16 protein-coding genes and 1 pseudogene are annotated in these 18,066 nt (G+C 48.3%); 4 read left to right on the top strand and 13 right to left on the bottom strand.

Annotation, left to right across the window (positions count from 1 at the left end):
• The first annotated feature begins 1 nt into the window (after nt 1).
• Complete coding sequence (locus ACH5Y9_RS15870; protein ID WP_033158850.1) at nt 2-901, top strand: 5'-nucleotidase; 900 nt, start codon at nt 2-4, stop codon at nt 899-901.
• Here the strand turns inward: ACH5Y9_RS15870 and ACH5Y9_RS15865 are convergent.
• Complete coding sequence (locus tag ACH5Y9_RS15865; RefSeq protein WP_445366782.1) at nt 879-1,487, bottom strand: hypothetical protein; 609 nt, start codon at nt 1,485-1,487, stop codon at nt 879-881. The genes ACH5Y9_RS15870 and ACH5Y9_RS15865 overlap by 23 nt on opposite strands.
• Nucleotides 1,450-2,286, bottom strand: coding sequence for a hypothetical protein (locus tag ACH5Y9_RS15860; RefSeq protein ID WP_445366781.1), 837 nt, complete (start codon nt 2,284-2,286; stop codon nt 1,450-1,452). The genes ACH5Y9_RS15865 and ACH5Y9_RS15860 overlap by 38 nt, the downstream gene beginning before the upstream one ends.
• A gap of 237 nt (nt 2,287-2,523) precedes the next feature.
• On the opposite strand from ACH5Y9_RS15860, the gene lnt reads away from it, so the two are divergent.
• The 3 genes from lnt to ACH5Y9_RS15845 all read left to right on the top strand — a co-directional run bounded on the left by lnt (nt 2,524) and on the right by ACH5Y9_RS15845 (nt 7,050).
• Nucleotides 2,524-4,047, top strand: a complete 1,524-nt coding sequence (gene lnt, locus ACH5Y9_RS15855) for an apolipoprotein N-acyltransferase (protein WP_445366780.1) — start codon at nt 2,524-2,526, stop codon at nt 4,045-4,047.
• A gap of 51 nt (nt 4,048-4,098) precedes the next feature.
• A complete protein-coding gene (locus ACH5Y9_RS15850; RefSeq protein WP_445366779.1) occupies nt 4,099-5,598 on the top strand; it encodes an alkaline phosphatase in 1,500 nt (499 codons plus the stop codon).
• 1,284 nt (nt 5,599-6,882) lie between these two features.
• Nucleotides 6,883-7,050 carry a hypothetical protein gene (locus tag ACH5Y9_RS15845; protein ID WP_205453549.1) on the top strand — a complete coding sequence of 56 codons (168 nt, stop codon included), beginning with the start codon at nt 6,883-6,885 and terminating at the stop codon, nt 7,048-7,050.
• Between the two features lie 103 nt (nt 7,051-7,153).
• Here ACH5Y9_RS15845 and rimI read toward each other — a convergent pair whose 3' ends face one another.
• The 11 genes and pseudogenes from rimI to ilvC all read right to left on the bottom strand — a co-directional run bounded on the left by rimI (nt 7,154) and on the right by ilvC (nt 18,036).
• The gene (rimI, locus tag ACH5Y9_RS15840; protein ID WP_445366778.1) at nt 7,154-7,708 is read right to left on the bottom strand and encodes a ribosomal protein S18-alanine N-acetyltransferase; all 555 of its coding nucleotides are present in this window, start codon (nt 7,706-7,708) and stop codon (nt 7,154-7,156) included.
• Nucleotides 7,709-7,712: 4 nt separating this feature from the next.
• Nucleotides 7,713-8,519 (bottom strand): uracil-DNA glycosylase, encoded by an 807-nt coding sequence (locus ACH5Y9_RS15835; RefSeq protein ID WP_445366777.1) that lies wholly within the window; start codon nt 8,517-8,519, stop codon nt 7,713-7,715.
• A gap of 13 nt (nt 8,520-8,532) precedes the next feature.
• Complete coding sequence (locus tag ACH5Y9_RS15830) at nt 8,533-10,077, bottom strand: 2-isopropylmalate synthase (RefSeq protein WP_033158855.1); 1,545 nt, start codon at nt 10,075-10,077, stop codon at nt 8,533-8,535.
• A gap of 290 nt (nt 10,078-10,367) precedes the next feature.
• Nucleotides 10,368-11,339, bottom strand: coding sequence for a glycosyltransferase family 2 protein (locus tag ACH5Y9_RS15825; RefSeq protein WP_445366776.1), 972 nt, complete (start codon nt 11,337-11,339; stop codon nt 10,368-10,370).
• A gap of 224 nt (nt 11,340-11,563) precedes the next feature.
• Nucleotides 11,564-12,442: a hypothetical protein gene (locus tag ACH5Y9_RS15820; RefSeq protein WP_445366775.1), complete on the bottom strand. Its 879-nt coding sequence runs from the start codon at nt 12,440-12,442 to the stop codon at nt 11,564-11,566.
• Nucleotides 12,443-12,603: 161 nt separating this feature from the next.
• On the bottom strand, nt 12,604-13,488 hold the full coding sequence (locus ACH5Y9_RS15815; RefSeq protein WP_205453555.1) for a hypothetical protein: 885 nt from the start codon (nt 13,486-13,488) through the stop codon (nt 12,604-12,606).
• A gap of 284 nt (nt 13,489-13,772) precedes the next feature.
• Entirely contained in the window at nt 13,773-14,624 is an 852-nt protein-coding gene (locus tag ACH5Y9_RS15810) for a CHAD domain-containing protein (protein ID WP_445366774.1), read from the bottom strand.
• A gap of 3 nt (nt 14,625-14,627) precedes the next feature.
• A pseudogene (gene pssA / locus ACH5Y9_RS15805) lies at nt 14,628-15,369 on the bottom strand (CDP-diacylglycerol--serine O-phosphatidyltransferase).
• A gap of 241 nt (nt 15,370-15,610) precedes the next feature.
• The gene (locus ACH5Y9_RS15800) at nt 15,611-16,051 is read right to left on the bottom strand and encodes a DUF6678 family protein (protein WP_445366773.1); all 441 of its coding nucleotides are present in this window, start codon (nt 16,049-16,051) and stop codon (nt 15,611-15,613) included.
• A 122-nt stretch (nt 16,052-16,173) separates the two neighbouring features.
• Nucleotides 16,174-16,953, bottom strand: a complete 780-nt coding sequence (locus ACH5Y9_RS15795) for an outer membrane protein OmpK (RefSeq protein WP_445366772.1) — start codon at nt 16,951-16,953, stop codon at nt 16,174-16,176.
• A gap of 66 nt (nt 16,954-17,019) precedes the next feature.
• Nucleotides 17,020-18,036, bottom strand: a complete 1,017-nt coding sequence (ilvC, locus tag ACH5Y9_RS15790; RefSeq protein ID WP_445366771.1) for a ketol-acid reductoisomerase — start codon at nt 18,034-18,036, stop codon at nt 17,020-17,022.
• Between the last annotated feature and the right edge of the window lie 30 nt (nt 18,037-18,066).

Raw genomic sequence — 18,066 nt, 5'->3', positions numbered from 1 at the left:
CATGGATAATCAGAAACTGGTAGTTGCAGTATCGTCCAGGGCCTTATTCAATCTCGATGAATCGCATGCGATTTTCGAGACCCAGGGCAAGGAAGCCTTTTGTCATTATCAGATTGAACACGAAAATGAAATTCTGCCGCCGGGTTTCGGCTTTTCCTTGGTCAAGAAATTTTTAGATATCAACAAAGCCTTTCCCGGTGCGCCGCTGGTGGAGATTATCCTGCTGTCGCAAAATAGCGCGGATACCGGCTTGCGTATTTTTAACTCAATCAACCACTACGATTTGGCGATTAGCCGGGCGGCGTTTACCAGCGGCGTATCCCCTTACGAATATATCCCGGCCTTCGGCGCGCATTTGTTTCTATCCGCCAATGGTGAGGATGTCAGAAAGGCCTTGGCTGCGGGCTATGCCGCCGCAACCATTGTCTCCGGCGCGGTAGCCAATCCTTCTCCGCAATTGCGGATCGCTTTCGATGGTGATGCGGTGCTGTTTTCCGACGAATCCGAGCGCATTTATCAGCAACACGGTTTGGCGGCTTTTGCGGCCAACGAGCGCAACGAAGCGCATAAGCCTTTATCGGACGGGCCATTGAAAGAGTTTTTAAGTGCTTTGCACCGCATTCAAACCCATTTCGATCAAGATTTGTCGCCAATTCGCACGGCATTGGTCACCGCACGCGCCGCGCCCGCGCACGAGCGGGTCGTCAGAACCTTGCGTGCTTGGGGAATCAGGATAGATGAAGCCTTATTTTTAGGCGGCATGCCCAAGGGGGCGTTTTTAAAAGCGTTCGGGGCCGATATTTTCTTCGATGATCAAAAAGGCCATTGCGATTCCGCGGAGTCACATCAAATTGCAGCAGCCCACGTCCCGCATGGCGTCACAAATCAACACCGGCCTTGAAGCGCACTAACCAGGGCGTACTGTCCACGCAAGCTTTCAAATACAAGGTGTTGCCGTATAGCAGTTTGATTTTACTGCCTACCGTGTATTTGCCGTTGGCTAACAACACTTCAGGTTGAGCGGTTTCCATCCCGATGACTATCGCTTTCTGGCTGTTACTGTCACCGGCATTTTCGATATCGTGGATGGTAATGTTGCCAATTATGGGTTCCAGCAAAATTAGTGTCACATCTTCATAGAGCGTTTGCTGGCGAACTATCACCAGTTTGGCGGGTTGCTGCTCCCGGCAAAGTAAGCCAATATCACCTGTTGAACAATTGGGTGCGGGGCTTTCCGCTACCAGAAATTGTTTACTGACATTGCGTAACAGACTCAGACTGGTGCCATGCTCGGGAAAACTGATCAGCGAAGAATTTAACGGTTTGTAGAAACTTTTTTCATGCTCCAACGGCACTAGAGACATATCGCGAGCCAGGGATCTTCCGCGCGATAACTGCGAGCTCAGGTTCATGATTTTCGATAATTTTTCTTCACCTTGTAGATGGGCGCTAACCGCAACGAAGCCCTCGAGTAAGTGTGCCGGCATCGGCGGGCCGATGGCCACCGATGCGAAAATATTGCTGTATCCCGTCAAATGCAAGGCCAGTTTGGTTTGCATGTTTGAATTCAGTTCGGTCTCGATTTCGCCAAGTTGCAAGGCATGGCCGAAGTTCTGGCAACTGATGTACACCGAGACCGCGTGGCAATGTGCTGTTAGTACGCGGCATAGGGCTTGGTTCACTGCCCAGATTCCAAATAAAACGGCAATCCGGATTGGGTGTTTTGCTGATCTCCAGGCGATCCTGATGCCGACTGACCAACTGAAATAATTGACTGATTTCAGTTGTTGAATATTGGTTGGGTTTGCTGAGTGCAAACAATAGGTTGCGCTTGATGACTGCTTCAATGGTGCTTTGTAACTTGAATTCCTGCGGTTTGGACGAGACTGGCTTTTTTAGCAGTTGCAGTTCGCCGGCTATGGTGTAAAGCAGGCCGCTCTTTTTCCACAAGGTCGTGGACGGCATTTCGTAAAACAGCGCCGTGCTGCGCAGACAATACCCCACGAGCTGCAAGGCATAAAATATCGCTTGTTGGGTCAGCGATGTATCGAGTTGTTTGGTCTCGACCGTGCGGCAAAAAGCCAGACTCAAATGTCTGAGTAACTGGATGGCTAGCTTCGCAATTTTCAGCGCTTTGGTGTTGGTGGCTATGTCTGTTTCGGAACGCGCCGCGTTGGTCAAGCCATTGGATAAATGCAATGTCAGCGGGGTTAAGTTTACGAGTATCGGCAACACGTTTGCGGCTGTGCCGTTAAAGCGACTCAGTTGTTTAAGGACCAGATTCAACTGGTTTGCCGCGTTCGCCGCGGGTAGCGCGCTTAGTGAATTAATCCATCCGCCGAGGGATTCCGTTGACAGCTCAAAAGGCAGTGATGCGTTATCGGTCATGTACTTGCGAGTTAAGATGTGTTGAAAACATAAACTCAGTTTAGTTCAGATTGACGGCTATAGGCAGTTGCCGATTTTACGAAACCTCGGCAGCTGCATAAAATGCCGATTCCATCGAATAAACACAGCAGAGTAATGAAGCGAATATTGAATTGTAAATGGGAACTTGCCGCCCCCGTTTTTGGAGCATTGCTCACCTTGGCGTTTGCGCCATACAGTTACGCTTACGCAGCAATTGGCGCATTAGCTTTTATTTACTGGGTTTGGCAGCGGCAGGCGCCGAACAGGGCTGCTCTTAGTGGTTATTTGTTCGGTTTGGGCTTGTTCGGATCGGGGATTTGGTGGACGTATATCAGTATTCACGATTTCGGCGGCGGCGACCCGTATAGCTCGATAGCGTTGACGGCTCTGCTGGTAGCGGTTTGGGCCTTATTTCCGGGCTTAACCGGCTGGTTTATCGCCAAAACCTCAATCTGTTCCGGGGCTTGGCTACGCATAATAGCTGCCGCTATTGCTTGGGTAGCCGTCGAGTATTTCCGCGGTTATTGGTTGTTGAACGGTTTTCCGTGGCTGCAAATCGCTTACAGTCAACTATCTACGCCGTTGGCCGGTTACGCTCCACTGGCCGGGGTTTATGGGGTCGGGTTTTTGTTGGCGGTATCGGCTTTTTCCTTAGTCGAATTAGTGCGTGGCAAATTGCCGGCTTTGCCGGGGCTGCTGGTTTTAGGGGTGATTTGGGCGGGCGGTGGCTATTTGCAAACGGTGTCGTGGACTCAAGCCTTCGGCGCGCCGATCAAGGTCACCTTGGTGCAAGGCAATATCGGCCAGGATCAGAAGTGGCAGAAAAATCAGAAACTCAACACACTCAGGCTATATCAGGAACTTACCGAACAGCATTGGGATTCCGATGTGATTATCTGGCCGGAAACCGCAATTCCGGCCTTTCTGTCGCAAGTAAAAGAGTTCTACATTGATCCGCTACAAACTGCCGCGCAAGCGCATGGGGTTGACTTGGTGGTTGGGCTACCCAGTAGCGGGCAGGGTAAGGATTATTACAACAGCGTCATGACCCTGGGCGAAAAGCAAGCCCTGTATCATAAAAATCACTTACTGCCATTTGGCGAATATCTGCCGCTTCAGCCTTTATCAGGTTGGGTATTGGATAAATTGCAAATACCGCTGGGCGATTTCGCGGCCGGTGGCGACCGGCAAACATTGTTGACGGCGGGCGGTCATGCGTTTGTCACCACGATCTGTTATGAAGATGCCTTCGGCGAACTGGTTGCCAGGCAAGTGGCGGATGCAGCGTATATCGTCAATATGACTAACGATGCTTGGTTTGGCGATTCCTCACAGCCGCATCAACACATGCAAATAGCGCAAATGCGGGCGCTGGAAACCGGCCGCTATCTGGTTCGCACGACCAATACCGGCGTGACCGGTTTTGTTGGTCCGGACGGGGCATTACATAAGCAAGCGCCTTTGTTTACCACCACGACTTTAACCGATTATATAGTGCCGATGCGTGGTCTTACGCCTTACGTCATCTTGGGTGACAAAGGTTTTTTCGGGATGTTGGCGGTGTTGCTGCTAGTGATGTATATCTGGTATCGCCGGTTCAATGCGGGCATTTTAAAGCTAGGTGCTGAAGTCGTTTAGAACTGCGGCGATTGATTTAAAAAACATTCCTCAAAAGTACTTATGCTTCCTATGCACTGTAAATCCGCAATTCTGATAAGCACACTGAGCTTGGCGGCCGGGACATCCCAGGCTGAACCGGTTTTGGAAACGCCGGCATTCTGGTTGGAATCGGGGCAAAACCGTATCAAGGCGGCTGAGCAACTGGAAGCTAATCGAGCATTCGCCAAAAACGTCATTCTGTTCATTGGTGACGGTATGGGCATCTCGACTATTACCGCCGCGCGTATTCTGGAGGGGCAGCGCAAACCGGGCAATCGCGGTGGCGAGGAAAATTCGCTAAGTTTCGAAACAGCTCCCTATGTAGCGTTATCGAAAACTTATAGCGCCAATCAACAAACTCCGGATTCCGCGCCGACCATGTCAGCGATTATTACCGGTGTGAAAACCAATGATGGCGAATTGTCGGTAGGCATGCAGGTGGCTCGCCAGGAAAAGAGTGCGGAGGTCGTCAATACCTATAAGGTGAAAACCTTGCTCGAGCAAGCCGAGGAAAAAGGTCTATCAACTGGCGTGGTCTCTACTGCCCGAGTCACGCATGCCACGCCGGCTGCTTGTTACGCCCACACCTCTGAACGCGATTGGGAGTCCGATGCGCAAATTCCCGCGGGCGCCACCGTTCGCGATATAGCCAAGCAACTGCTGGATTTCGATTACGGCAACGGCCTGGAAGTGGCTTTGGGTGGCGGGCGCAGCATGTTTTTGCCCGAAACAACGCCGGATCCGGAAGATAGTAATAAGTTTGGTAGCCGTAAAGATGGTATGGATTTGACCCAGCGTTGGTTAACCCAGTATCCGAAATCCGCCTATGTCTATAACAAAGCCGGCTTCGATGCGATAGATCCTAAGCAAACCGAGCATTTGCTGGGGCTGTTCGAACGTTCGCATATGGAATACGAGCATGATCGGTTTGGTGACAAGGGTGGCGAGCCGTCTTTGACCGAGATGACCGAAAAAGCCATAGAGATATTGTCGAAAAATAAAAAAGGCTATGTGCTGATGGTGGAGGCGGGCCGTATCGATCATGCCCATCACGCCGGTAATGCTTATAGAGCTTTGACGGAAACCATCGAGCTCTCTAATGCGGTACGCAAGGCGTTGGAAAAAACCAATCCTCAGGATACGTTAATCATAGTTACCGCCGACCATAGCCATACCTTTACCATCGCCGGCTATCCGCAACGCGGTAATCCGATCATGGGCTTGGTCAAGCAAGCTGGCGAGAAAGGTTTTGCCAAGGACAGTAACGGATTGCCTTACGCGACGTTGGGATACGCCAACGGTCCGGGTTATCGAGGTCAAAAAGGCCGCCCCGATCTGAGCGCCGTCAATACCACGCATCCCGATTTTCTGCAGGAAGCCGTTGTACCGCTAGGCAGCGAAACGCACGGCGCCGAAGATGTGGCCATTTTCGCGTTCGGTCCCAAAGCGCATTTATTTCATGGCGTACAAGAGCAAAGTTACATCTATCAAGTGATGGCGCATGCCTTGAAGTTTAAAGCCGGGCGGTAAAATCTCACCAATCGTGAACACGGGATTCTCGGCGCAATTTGGGCTGCAGATAAGGCATTAAGACCGATTAAGCGTAACGAGCCAACTATGTCGGCAAATTTAAAAATTCATGGCAAATTAGCGCGTGGCCGGATTTGCTCGGGCCACTAATAATGCAATCTTAATTTACACATAATCTAGATTTAAGGAAATCTGAAGAAAGTACCGACATACAAATCTAGCTTAGACGGTTATAAGGAAAAATTATGGACAATTTAAAAGCGATACCAATAACCAGCAATACAGACGGCAATTATTGCGACCACTCTAACTTGACCATGGAATTCGCCTACGGGTCGCCAACCGGGAATTTTATCTGTACGGAATGCGGGCGACTGTTATCTAAATCGACGGCCCGACAGGCGGCATTTGTGCCAAATAGCGTGCCAATAAAAACCATGCCGCCTTCAAGATTGCCCGTATTTATAGTTTAGATATGTGCGCGAGAAAACCACGAACACAAAAAAGCCGGGTATTGCTCCCGGCTATGATTGTCTAGTTGACAATTTAATGCGTTCTTGAAAACTGAATAGGTCGGTCTGACTGCTATTAAATAAAATTATCTTCCTATCTCAACGTCACGCCATGCCTCAACGGCGAATTCCGCCAATTCTTTGATTATTCCAAGTATGAATAACGCAAGACCATAAGTAAGTCCGGCGAGTATCAGTACTGCAAGTATTTTCATAAGACCTCCCAAAAGCTATCGGCTGGACCGATTCTGCCACCTTTTTGCTAAAACTCAACAGCGTTTTGGTCACTCTTGTAGATGGCGTGTTTCCGAAAAATTGGACAAAATCATCCAAAACAAACCCTTGGTTCGCTTTCTTAAAGTCAATTAAATTTTACAAATTTATTCATTTGAACTGCCATAGCTTGGTGGTGGCGCTATGTTTGTGTAATCAAACGATCTCGTCATCAGCCTAACAGATTAGCTTTTGGCTTTGGTGCGTCGACGTATGAGGCAAAGATAAGCGATCTTTTGCGTTACTGACCAAAAATGTCAGGTAACTGTCACTTATGGCAATACTGCGCTGAAAAAAATAGTCTTATTTACGCAGATCCTTCGAGCAGGCGAAGGCCATTCCGTTGCCAGAAAATGGTGTGATATTTGCTTTGTACCTCTTGCCAAATGTTAGCAACCTACATTTTCGGTACGACTAGTTACTTTTCTGAGCAGTATTTGTAAGCTAACCAATTCAATTGCTTGTGGGGATTAGACAAGCTTCAAATAAGGGAATTACGATGAAAACTAAATTCGGTAAATCCAACTCGCTTAAAACTCGTGATGCTGGTTTTCAAGCAAATCCAATATATCTTTACGAAATTGACCTCAGAGTCCAAACGGCAAATTGGTTGAAGCAAGAGACTCAGCAATTGAAAAATAGATTGAAAAAATATCCGGCTGTATAACTTGTTAAACGCCCAATGTACGGCTCTAATTGGATCGGTTACCGTTTCCGAGGAATAGTGTTGGCGGGATAATTTAGGCCGACAGTGAATCTACATAACCCGGCTAGAGCATAGGTACCAGATCCAACTCAAACATAATCGCGTCCTCGCGACCGTTTTTGGCTGGATAATAATTCTTACGGGTGCCGATTTCGCGAAAACCGGTTTTTCGATACAAATTGATGGCGCCAGGATTACTGGGGCGCACCTCAAGGAATATTTTCTCAGCGCGGGGCCGGGCGTATTCGATTAAGTGTTCCAACATTTTGCGGCCGGTTCCCTGGCGTTGAAAGGTGGGGTTAACGCTGATGTTCATAATGTGAGCTTCGCCAGCGGCTACATTGATGATGCAATAGCCTACTATGTTGTCATCTGGCGCCTCGCACACCCAACTGGTGTAAGTCATCGTGCGGAAACAATCTTTAAATATCCCTTCCGACCACGGAAATTCGTAATTTAACTCTTCTATCTTCAAGACGCTGGTTAAATCAGCATGATCCATTTTGCGCATCCGCATTAAGTCTTTGCTATCTACCGAGTCTGGAAACACCTTGGCGTAAAACTCGCGGTCCGCGTCGTAAATCACTGCATCTTTCAGTTTATGTAACAGTTTCCACATGGTTTTATTTTTCTAGTTTTTGATAGACCGACAGCGCAAACTGCAAGTCGCTCCAGGCCTTTGCCTTTTCCAGTAGCGAGCGCAATAGGTAAGCCGGGTGATGAATGACAATCAGCGGAATATCGTGTAATTGGTGTTGAACGCCGCGTAATTTTGCCAGAGGTTGTTGGGTGGTTAGCAAGCTTTGCGCAGCAATCCGGCCTACCGCCAAAATTATTTTCGGTTGTATCAATTCGATTTGCTGCTGCAGAAAGCGATTGCAGGCGGCGACTTCTTCGGCTTGCGGATCACGGTTATTCGGCGGCCGGCATTTCAATATATTGGCTATATAGACTTCTTCCCGCTTTAAACCTATCGCCCGCAACATTTCGGTTAATAATTGGCCGGCTTTGCCGACGAACGGTTCGCCTTGTAAATCTTCATTCTGCCCAGGCGCCTCACCAATCAGCATCCAGCTTGCTTGTTTATTGCCGACACCGAATACGGTTTGGGTGCGGGTTTTACACAGCGAGCAGGCTTCGCATAAAGAAACCTCGTGTTGCAGGTCTCTCCATATTTGATCGTTGGCGTGTGATGATGGCGACGAAGCGGAATGTCGCGGAAATTCGATATTAACGGTTTCGATGATGCTTGATACCGTTTGCTCGGAAGGCTCAACTTCGTGGGCTGCAAAGGGGGTAGCCGGTACTACGTGTTCGATTCGACTTTCACAATGAACGGCCGCTTGCGGAACTGCGATGGGTAGACGCCTAAGTGTCCAGACGTCAATGCCCATCGCCTCCATGTACTGCAAGCGGGTCGCGTTATCCATGGCGGCTCAAAAATCAGACATCGCCTTTTTGCGGATGCTGACGTTGGTCGGGCGTTTGCAGTTTGTTAACCGCGTTAATGTAAGCCTTGGCCGAGGCGATTACGATGTCGGTGTCGGCGCCGGAACCGTTAACGATACGGCCGGCATTTTCCAGTCGGACGGTTACTTCACCCTGAGCATCCGTGCCGGTGGTGATGTTGTTAACCGAGTACAACGCCAAAGTCGCGCCGGTTTTCACCAGGCTTTCTATCGCTTTCAAGCTGGCATCCACTGCGCCACCGCCTTGCCCGCTGCCGGTGACTTCCTTGCCATCGACACGTATCGTGACGGTGGCGTTAGGGACTTCGCCGGTTTCGGAACAGACTTTTAAGGCTACTAGTTTGATATGTTCGTCTTCAGCTTCGAAGCCTTGCTCGGAAATTAAGGCCTGCAAGTCTTCGTCGAAAATATCGTGCTTTTTGTCGGCCAATTGTTTGAAGCGGAAAAAAGCATCGTTCAAATCGGCTTCGCCGGCAAAGTCCACGCCCAGCTCTGCCATTCGGGTTTTGAAGGCGTTGCGGCCGGAATGTTTGCCTAAAACCATGCGGTTGGTGGTCCAGCCCACATCCTCGGCGCGCATGATTTCGTAAGTTTCGCGGTTTTTCAATACGCCGTCTTGATGGATGCCGGATTCGTGCGCAAAAGCATTGGCGCCGACGATGGCCTTGTTAGGCTGCACCGGAAAGCCGGTGATGGATGACACCAGCTTTGAGCAAGTGACAATTTCGCGCGCGTCCAAGCCGGTATCACAACCGAAGAAATCCTGGCGGGTGCGCACCGCCATCACCACTTCCTCCAAAGAGGCATTGCCCGCGCGTTCGCCCAAACCGTTGATCGTGCATTCTACCTGCCGCGCGCCGTTCATCACCGCCGACAAGGAATTGGCAACCGCCAAGCCCAAATCATTGTGGCAATGTACTGAGAAGATAGCCTTGTCGGAATTGGGGATGCGCTTGATCAAATTGGCGATAGTCGCACCGAACTGCTGAGGCATGCTATAGCCGACCGTGTCCGGGATATTAAGTGTCGTCGCTCCGGCATCGATCACTGCTTCCAGGATACGGCACAAGAAATCTTCTTCCGAACGGCCGGCATCTTCCGGGGAGAATTCGACGTTATCGGTGTACTGGCGGGCGCGCTTTACTGCCCGAACTGCGTATTCGATGACCTGATCCGGCTGCATATTCAACTTCTTTTGCATATGGATCGGCGAAGTCGCGATAAAGGTATGGATGCGCGAGCTGTTTGCGCCTTTCAAGGCTTCGCCAGCCCGGTCGATGTCTTTGTCCAGCGCCCGCGCCAAACCGCAAACTGTGCTGTCTTTAATCGCATCGGCGACCGCTTGCACTGCTTCGAAATCGCCTTGGCTGGCTGCCGGGAAACCCGCTTCGATGACATCGACTTTCATGCGCTCCAGAGCTCGGGCAATGCGGACTTTTTCATCGCGGGTCATTGAGGCGCCTGGGCTTTGCTCACCATCGCGCAAAGTTGTGTCGAATATAATTAATTTATCTTTCATGAGAACTCCGTTCATGAAATGTTCGGCGCTGAGGCCGAGGAACAGAAAAGGGTGGTATTGTTTAAATGAGGATAGAGTGCGCCCCTCAGGGCAGCAATCTTAAAGACAGGCCGAACAATTGTCTGCCAATGGCTGGCATGAAAACTAAGTGACTATGAAATTCGTTTTTCTGATTGTTCATGGTTAGAAACTATACTTGATTGCCGACTAAGGCTCAAGCTTACGATGCTGCGGCGTTTGAGTCTGCTAAATCCATTTTACCTTTTGTTTCGATTCCGAATCTAACTAGGCTATCGTTGTATTTTAGAAAATAAACTCAATCCGCAGCTATAAAGAGCGTGCGCTAAAAACTTAATCTGCAGAAAGTGAATGCCGTATTGGAAACTAGCCAGCATGGTTTTGACTGCTAGCAAGCCTTGGTTTTGATTGATGTATTCCCAACTCAAATCTTGGGCGGATTGGATGTAGTTGAGCCTGATCAGCTTGGCTAGATCAGGCCTGACATTTCGCTTAATCAGTTGTTTTTTTATTTCCAGATTGGATAAGGAGTGATCCATCCGGCGGCGAGGCTGAGACGAGTATCCCTGGCCCGCGCTACGTTGCAGGTACAAGCCTTCTGTTACTAATCCGCATCGGCCATTCAGCGCAGCGCGCAAAGCCCAATCGCAATCCCAAAGTAGGCAATCTTCCTGATATAAGCCGATTTGCCTAACCTGTTCCCTGGTTGCCACTGGTCGTTGAAACGCCATAGGGACCCTTTTTAGCAAAGCTTTGAATAGACGGTCTGCGTCAAATTCCAGTAGGGTTTCCGTCACTTGCGTTCCAGCCAGATCTGCCAATATTTTGTTCATGGCGTCAGTGTAGGATTCGTGCGTCCATTTTGAATTTGGACCAAACCAAGCGACGCTCATGAACAGCGTGTTAATTTCTGGATGGTTTTCTAAAGTTGAAACAGCTTTTTCTAAATAAGTCGGTGCGTAAAGGTCGTCGTCGTCCAGAAACGCAATGTATTTGCCAGAAGCGGCTTTGATGCCGGTGTTTTTCGCTGCGGTTCCCCCCAAAGAGCTTGGGTGCCGCAAAACTTTAATCTTCGTTCCGAACTTTTCCTGGATCTGAGCGGGGTTTACCGGAGGGGTTGAGCAATCGTCAACGACAATGACTTCCCAATCCGCCAAGGTTTGATTGACTACGCTGCTTATGGCTTCGTCCAAAAGGTCGGGGCGGTTGTGAGTGGGTATGATGACGGTAACTAGGCAGCTCATAGCATCGATTAGGCCGATTAAATTACAAAAGGTTTAACGGAAATATTGTGATGCATAAGATGAATCAAATAAATGCTGGTAGTTGGGCTATTATATCTTTAAGTCGATGATGGTGTCGCTTATTATGTTTAAGTAGTATCGGGCAGTGCCAATAAGATAAATAGGTTGTTGGGGCTGATCGGAATTAAGCGGTGCTTTGTTCGAGAAATTAAAACAGATAGGCATTAAAATAAATTGAACGATTTTTTGAGGAAGCTTATTTTTGAGTAATTTTTAACAATAGTGCAGGCCTCTCGGAAGTTTAGGTGCTGTTTTGTTGAAAGATATTCATTCATTAGCACAGATTCTTTTGCGGTCGAATATGCCGCGCCCTGAGGTCTCAGGCTGTGCTGTACAGGAGTCGCATCAATAGTCCCCATGGTTTTTTCCGATGCACTCACCTTTATTGGCCAAACGAGGTCATATCCCCATCCCATTGGACTTTCAAGATCAAACGGTAGTAATTCATTTACAATTGATTTATGCATGCTAAATAGCGGGCCAATTTCAACAAAATGTGTTTCGCGTGCGTTTAGCCAAGGCCTGGAAACAACAAATGTATTATCAGCTGTACTGGTTCTCGTGCGGGCGGGTTGAGCCAAGCAAAAGTTTAAATGCTGTTGCCATCCGATAAAAGCATCGAGAAAGTTATCGTCAACAAAAATGTCGTCATCGGTAAAGACAAGATAATCGTATTTGCTTATGTCAACCTCTTCTAGAATTTCATTTAATATCGTAAATTTTGGTTTAAGCTCAAATATCTGCTTAACCAGAATTAGGTTGGCGTGGTTTTTATATTCGGCTTGGTTGTCTTTTAGAGAGTTTTTAGGGTTCAATGATACCCAGATTTGATCAACCGCACATGCTGTTGATTGATTAAACGCACTTATCAGGTGATTAAATGTGTTTTCTCTGTATTCTAAATATATTCCTAAAATTAGTACCTTCGGTTTGTTTTTAGGCGCATGTTGTATTTTTAGTGGTTTGTGATGGGTAGGGTACCGCATCAATATCTGGGAAATTTTGATTTTTAAATAGCATTTAATTTCGTTTAAATAGTTCACGAATAATTCCTTGGGCCGTCATCTAGTTGCGAAATGCTATTCTTAAGGAGGTTGGCCGAACTCAGTTTCCAATTTGAGCAAGTAAACTTATATTCTCATTGAATAAGATCTGCTGTGTTGTTTTGGATAGTCAGCATTTCGCCATTGCTGAATGGCGAATTTTAAAATATTTTTCGCCTATGAATATCCCAATAAAAGCGTTTCAGACGCATGAAATAATGGGGGTAGAACAGAAATGTTTTGCAGCGGATTAACGGAGCGGAAATTAGCGTAAGCCAGTCTTCTAAGGCTGTAGGCGATAATAGCCCCAAACTTCTGACACCGCCTGGCGGCATCTCGATGCCGCGCTCGCGCTTAAATTCCTGCCAAATCTCTATACCTTTATTGACGGGCTCAACTTGATCTATTTTTCGAGGTTTTTGTTCAAGCCATTCGTCCGGGTTTACGCAAGGTACCGAATCAATTACCGCCACTCCGGTTTCGCGCTCTTCATTGGTCAGAAGGTGTAAATACCACCAATCAGTTCCGAAGGCAATTAAGCCCGGGTCGTAAGTTGCCATAAACCGATCCAGAATAGGCTTAGAGAACAATGGCACGCAGTTTTCCACGAAATTGGTAAGCCTCGCAAATCTGAAATGATTTGCTTTTGTGACTTCATGGCTTATTTTGCCGACGCTCAAGAAACCAGGCTGTAGCAAGACGAGTTTGTAGCGTTCTAAAATGCGGAATAACTGGCTAATTTGGCTGGCGCTCAATTCTATATCGTCGTCAAGTACAAATATTGCCCGATAGGGGGTGAGTAACTCTCCCCAGCGGTTATATATATCGTGTAAATTTGGATATTTGCCGCCTTTTCGCTCGTTGTAAAAATCAGCAACGCTCCGGTGATAATCACTTTCGCCTTCGTATTGAGTAACCCATAAGTCGAAATTTTTTTTGCCCGTGACCCATTTTTTTATATTGGATCGGTGACCGGCTGAGGTGTAAACCAGATAGGGTGACGACGGAACACCTATTTTAGGTGAGTTTCTATCATCTGATGCCATTGAAACCGCCTCTAATATTTCGTAATGCCACGTTATGAACTTTTTCTTGTTGATTTTGACGTTTGGGGATAGCGTTTAAGTTTGACGGCTTTAGTTTTTTCGGCAGCAGCTGATTGTCCTGAGGCAATGATAAAATATAAACTCAATTGACAGTAGAGTTAATGGTTCGTACGGTTTGCCGAGGTACATTGTTTTTCAATTGCTTAATAGAAAATTTTTTATTTCTGGTAAATCATCTCGTCGTTGGTGCCAATAAATAAGCCGACAATGAGTATAGCTAGTTTCTAAGCGGATTCAAAAACCCAGTTTCTGTCGTTTTGGGTCACATGCCGAAACACCAAAATCTCCGAGCAACAGGTCATAAATGAGTCGATCAACTCTTGTTGTTGTCGTCGATAGTACTGCTCTATTGCGCTCGGTATCTGATGTTGAAAAAATAGCTCAAGGGTTTGCAACATGATTACAGAGTTTTGAATGTCACCCATGCGAGTTAACTGGCTTTTCAACAGGCTAGAGTCCGTTTCAGCGTGAGTGGAATCAAGGCATTGCGCTGCTAAAAGCGTATAGCGCAATTTTTTAACAGCGATGCGCAGATGATGAATGCTGGCAGGTATGTTGGGATCCAGTGCTTCATAACGATTTATCACTAGGCCATAAATATTGTTAATGGCGCTTGGTAATGCCTGTTTAAGATCGATGTCGGTTGTTTGAGTTTTGAAGTATTTACCGGCTTTTTTCAACTTGCGACGCAGTTTCGGTTGATACAGGCGGGCAATAAATGAATGGTTTTCCAGCAGTAAACGCTGTTCGCAGCGATGCATGTACGCTAAAAAAGGCTCTAGCTCGGGAAGTATAGGCAGGGTCTTGGCCGCCTCGAACAGCATGACCTGGGTATCTCGCAATTCGTCGAAACCGTCGAGTTGCTTTTTCAAAACTTTGCGAATGCTTAGTAATGTGGGTTGTGGCTCCAAGGCATGTAGCAATTCTATCAGCGCCAACAAGCGCCGGGTGCTAATGCGTAATTCGTGGACGTTATCTTCGCTGGCGGTTTGGCGGCAGGCTTTCAAGCGTTTGCGATATTGGCGCCAGTGTATTTCCAAGGCGTCGAGCAACGGTTTGCCGCCGGTATTTTTCATCCGCTAGCTTTTACGGCTTTGCAGCTTACGTTTGCGCAAAACCAAGGTAACTATAGGGCCGGATATGGCATAGCCGACCGATAGCAGGAACAGCATTCGCTGCGGTTGCGCCATTATGAAGCTGATAACCAGCATCGCGATAATGGCAACGATGAATGGCACCTTGTTTTTAAAATCGATTTCTTTGAAGCTGGAGTAACGGAAGTTGCTGACCATTAGCAAACCGGTAGTGATGGTGGTCAGCAATACCAGATACTTGATGTTTTCCACGTCATAACCGTTTTCCACGCAGAACCACAATCCACCGGCCAAAATAGCCGCCGCTGCCGGGTCTGGGTAGGCCTTGAAAATAGCGTTTGTCGGCCACTTCCACTTGCGTGTTGAAACGCGCCAAACGTAACGCTCCACCGGCCATATGCACAAATGCGGCGAACAAGCCTGCTTGGCCCATGGTGGATAGAGTCCACAAATACATGACAATAGCCGGAGCAACGCCAAACGAAACCATATCGGACAAGCTGTCGTACTGCACGCCGAATTCGCTTTGCGTGTTAGTCAGGCGGGCAACGCGGCCGTCCAAGCCATCCAGTACCATCGCAATGAACATCGCAATCGCCGCTGTTTCGAAACGGCCGTTAATTGCCGAGGTGATTGCATAAAACCCGGCAAACATGGCGCCCGTGGTGAATAGATTGGGCAGTAGGTAAATGCCACGATGACGAGTAAGCGGTTGCTTCTTGATCATAATGTGTCTACAAAGGTTGAATAGTTGGCGGCATTGTACATGCTGAATATGACAGATGCTTAACTAATGTGGCCCGTTTCGTGGGTATGAGAGAAGGCTTGTGATTATTGAGATTGTAGCCCGTATGCAGCGCAGCGGAATACGGGGTTGATATATTGCCACGATTGATAATTTTTGATTTTCAACCCGGATTCCGCTGCGCTTCATCCAGGCTACGCTGGCTGTCACGTTGATCGAAAGGTTAGGCTAATTGTTGGGGAGGGAAGTCTTCATATGACTTTGGAAAGTAGCCCCAGATTCGTGCGACATCCCCCTTTACCTCATAATCAAAGCCGATGCTGGAAAGTTTTGAAGCAATCTCAGTGCTGTGATCAATAATCCTGGGCGGCATTAAATGCCCCATGAATTCATGCTGATGCAGCCCAATATCAAACCACTCTACGCCAACAAATGGAAATGGCAGATGGTAATGCCACTCGGAATCCCATTCGGAGATATGACCATTTATCCATTTACTTCTATACGAAGGCCGCCAGCCCGGCTTTTGCCGAAAGTAATTGATTAATTCATTCCACTTGGTGTCATTGGCAAGTGCGCCAAAATACTTGCATTTAGCTTGAAAAATGATCTTGTCTCGGTCAGAACCAAGCGGTGTTGCCGTGGCGTCGGGAAGTTCGCGCATCGAATTGGCCTACCGTAATGTTAATCGGCGCGGCGCTGTTTGCCGCGTCCGGTGTAATAAAGTGCTATATGCATGCTAACCAAATAATTAATTGCCACGGCTGCTGTTCATTTTCATTTACCTCAAAACTTCCACACCACCAACGCCTGCGGCACCCTGTCAAGCAAGCCCTTAATCCCGTATTTATTATGCCAATATTGGTATTCGATGCCGATATACAAATGGTTGCTATCACCCCATAAGTCGCCGAGGTCTAATCTAAGTTGCGGTTGCGCCAGAGCTTGGCGGGCGGCGGTGTGGTTATGACCGATGAAGTCGGCAAAGCCTTCGAAACTCCATTTTGTGCCGGCAATTTCGAACGGCAGTTTCCACGCCGGGGTAATCTGCCAGGAGGTGCCTATGTCGGCGGTTTCGGTGACGCGCTGCCGTAAAAAGTCGACGTTGAAATAGTCGAAGCCCGGCAGGTCGAAATCGACGGTAACGCCATAAAGCCAAGCGCGAAAGCCGCTGCGCGAGCTGTTCATGTTTTCCCCGAGGTTGACGCCGGCGGTTACGCCGAAATCTTTGAAAATGCCGTAAGACAAGTCCAAGCCGATGACTTTACCGAGGCTGAAGGTGCTGTATGCCTCGCCGTAAAGATTGGTTTGCGCGGTTTGGCCGGATTCGGTAAACAGCGTATCCATGAAGAAGAAATTGCGACCGTAAGCCCAGCCGTGGGCGTGGGTGACGGTGATAATGGACTGGCTGACGTCGTTGGCGTTGAACGGTTCCTGGTAGTTGCCGCCGTGCAGATATTGGATCTCGCTGTTACTCCATTGCATGAAATCAGCAGGGCAGGGCTGGGCCAAGGTCGCGGTGATGATACCAAGATAAAACCGGTTTAAGCGATAGCGATCAAGCATTTGGCAAAATCCAGCGGGCAAAAAAAAGCCCATCGTGTAGATGGGCTTTAATCCTAGCCGATAAGCTTAGTTTTTGCTTTTATCGACGATTTGGTTAGCTTTGATCCAAGGCATCATGGCCCGCAGTTTAGCACCGACGGTTTCGATAGGATGCTCGGCATTCAGGCGGCGTCTGGCGGTCATTTCAGGGTAGCCGGTTTGGCCTTCCAGGATAAATTGCTTGGCGTATTTACCTTGCTGAATGTCTTCCAGCGCTTGTTTCATCGCCCAACGGCTTTCTTCGTTGATCACTTTCGGGCCGGTGACGTATTCGCCGTATTCCGCGTTGTTTGAGATCGAGTAGTTCATGTTGGCAATGCCGCCTTCGTACATCAAATCCACGATCAGTTTCAGTTCGTGCAAGCACTCGAAGTAAGCCATTTCGGGCGGGTAACCGGCTTCGGTCAGGGTTTCGAAACCGGCTTTCACCAGTTCCACCGCGCCACCGCACAATACCGCTTGTTCGCCGAACAAATCGGTTTCGGTTTCGTCACGGAATGTGGTTTCGATGATGCCGGAACGGCCGCCGCCGATCGCTGATGCATACGACAAGCAGATGGCTTTAGCCATGCCGGAAGCGTCTTGATGAATCGCGATCAAATCAGGAATGCCGCCGCCTTTAACAAACTCGGAGCGCACGGTGTGACCAGGTGCTTTAGGCGCAATCATGATTACGTCCAGGTCTTTGCGGGGTACGACTTGGTTGTACAGAATCGCAAAACCGTGCGCGAAAGCCAAGGCCGCGCCTTGTTTAATGTTGGGTTCGATTTCTTCTTTGTACAGTTTGGATTGAAACTCGTCCGGGGTCAGAATCATCACCACGTCGGCGCCGGCGATAGCTTCCGGTACGTCTTTGACAGTCAAGCCGCTGGCTTGAGCTTTGGCGACTGACGCTGAATTGGCACGCAAGCCGACAACGACGTCAACACCTGAGTCTTTCAGATTGTTGGCGTGCGCGTGGCCTTGGGAGTCGTAGCCGATGATCGCTACTTTTTTGCTTCTGATAACAGAAAGGTCGGCGTCTTTATCGTAATAAACTTGCATAGGTTTTCTCGTTGCTGGGTAAATAATAAA

It is taken from the genome of Methylomonas sp. BW4-1, assembly GCF_052474385.1.
The sequence above is the reverse complement of the archived record's forward strand: the minus strand, read 5'-3'. Positions and strand labels throughout refer to the sequence as shown.

Bases quoted from the DNA above. Each gene is read 5' to 3' on its own strand.
- ACH5Y9_RS15800 (WP_445366773.1), bottom strand. From the start codon at position 16,051: ATGCGCGAACTTCCCGACGCCACGGCAACACCGCTTGGTTCTGACCGA.
- rimI (WP_445366778.1), bottom strand. From the start codon at position 7,708: ATGTGGAAACTGTTACATAAACTGAAAGATGCAGTGATTTACGACGCG.
- ACH5Y9_RS15835 (WP_445366777.1), bottom strand. From the start codon at position 8,519: ATGGATAACGCGACCCGCTTGCAGTACATGGAGGCGATGGGCATTGAC.
- ilvC (WP_445366771.1), bottom strand. From the start codon at position 18,036: ATGCAAGTTTATTACGATAAAGACGCCGACCTTTCTGTTATCAGAAGC.
- ACH5Y9_RS15830 (WP_033158855.1), bottom strand. From the start codon at position 10,077: ATGAAAGATAAATTAATTATATTCGACACAACTTTGCGCGATGGTGAG.
- ACH5Y9_RS15815 (WP_205453555.1), bottom strand. From the start codon at position 13,488: ATGGCATCAGATGATAGAAACTCACCTAAAATAGGTGTTCCGTCGTCA.
- ACH5Y9_RS15810 (WP_445366774.1), bottom strand. From the start codon at position 14,624: ATGAAAAATACCGGCGGCAAACCGTTGCTCGACGCCTTGGAAATACAC.
- lnt (WP_445366780.1), top strand. From the start codon at position 2,524: ATGAAGCGAATATTGAATTGTAAATGGGAACTTGCCGCCCCCGTTTTT.
- ACH5Y9_RS15845 (WP_205453549.1), top strand. From the start codon at position 6,883: ATGAAAACTAAATTCGGTAAATCCAACTCGCTTAAAACTCGTGATGCT.
- ACH5Y9_RS15795 (WP_445366772.1), bottom strand. From the start codon at position 16,953: ATGCTTGATCGCTATCGCTTAAACCGGTTTTATCTTGGTATCATCACC.
- ACH5Y9_RS15825 (WP_445366776.1), bottom strand. From the start codon at position 11,339: ATGAGCTGCCTAGTTACCGTCATCATACCCACTCACAACCGCCCCGAC.
- ACH5Y9_RS15865 (WP_445366782.1), bottom strand. From the start codon at position 1,487: ATGCCGGCACACTTACTCGAGGGCTTCGTTGCGGTTAGCGCCCATCTA.
- ACH5Y9_RS15850 (WP_445366779.1), top strand. From the start codon at position 4,099: ATGCACTGTAAATCCGCAATTCTGATAAGCACACTGAGCTTGGCGGCC.
- ACH5Y9_RS15870 (WP_033158850.1), top strand. From the start codon at position 2: ATGGATAATCAGAAACTGGTAGTTGCAGTATCGTCCAGGGCCTTATTC.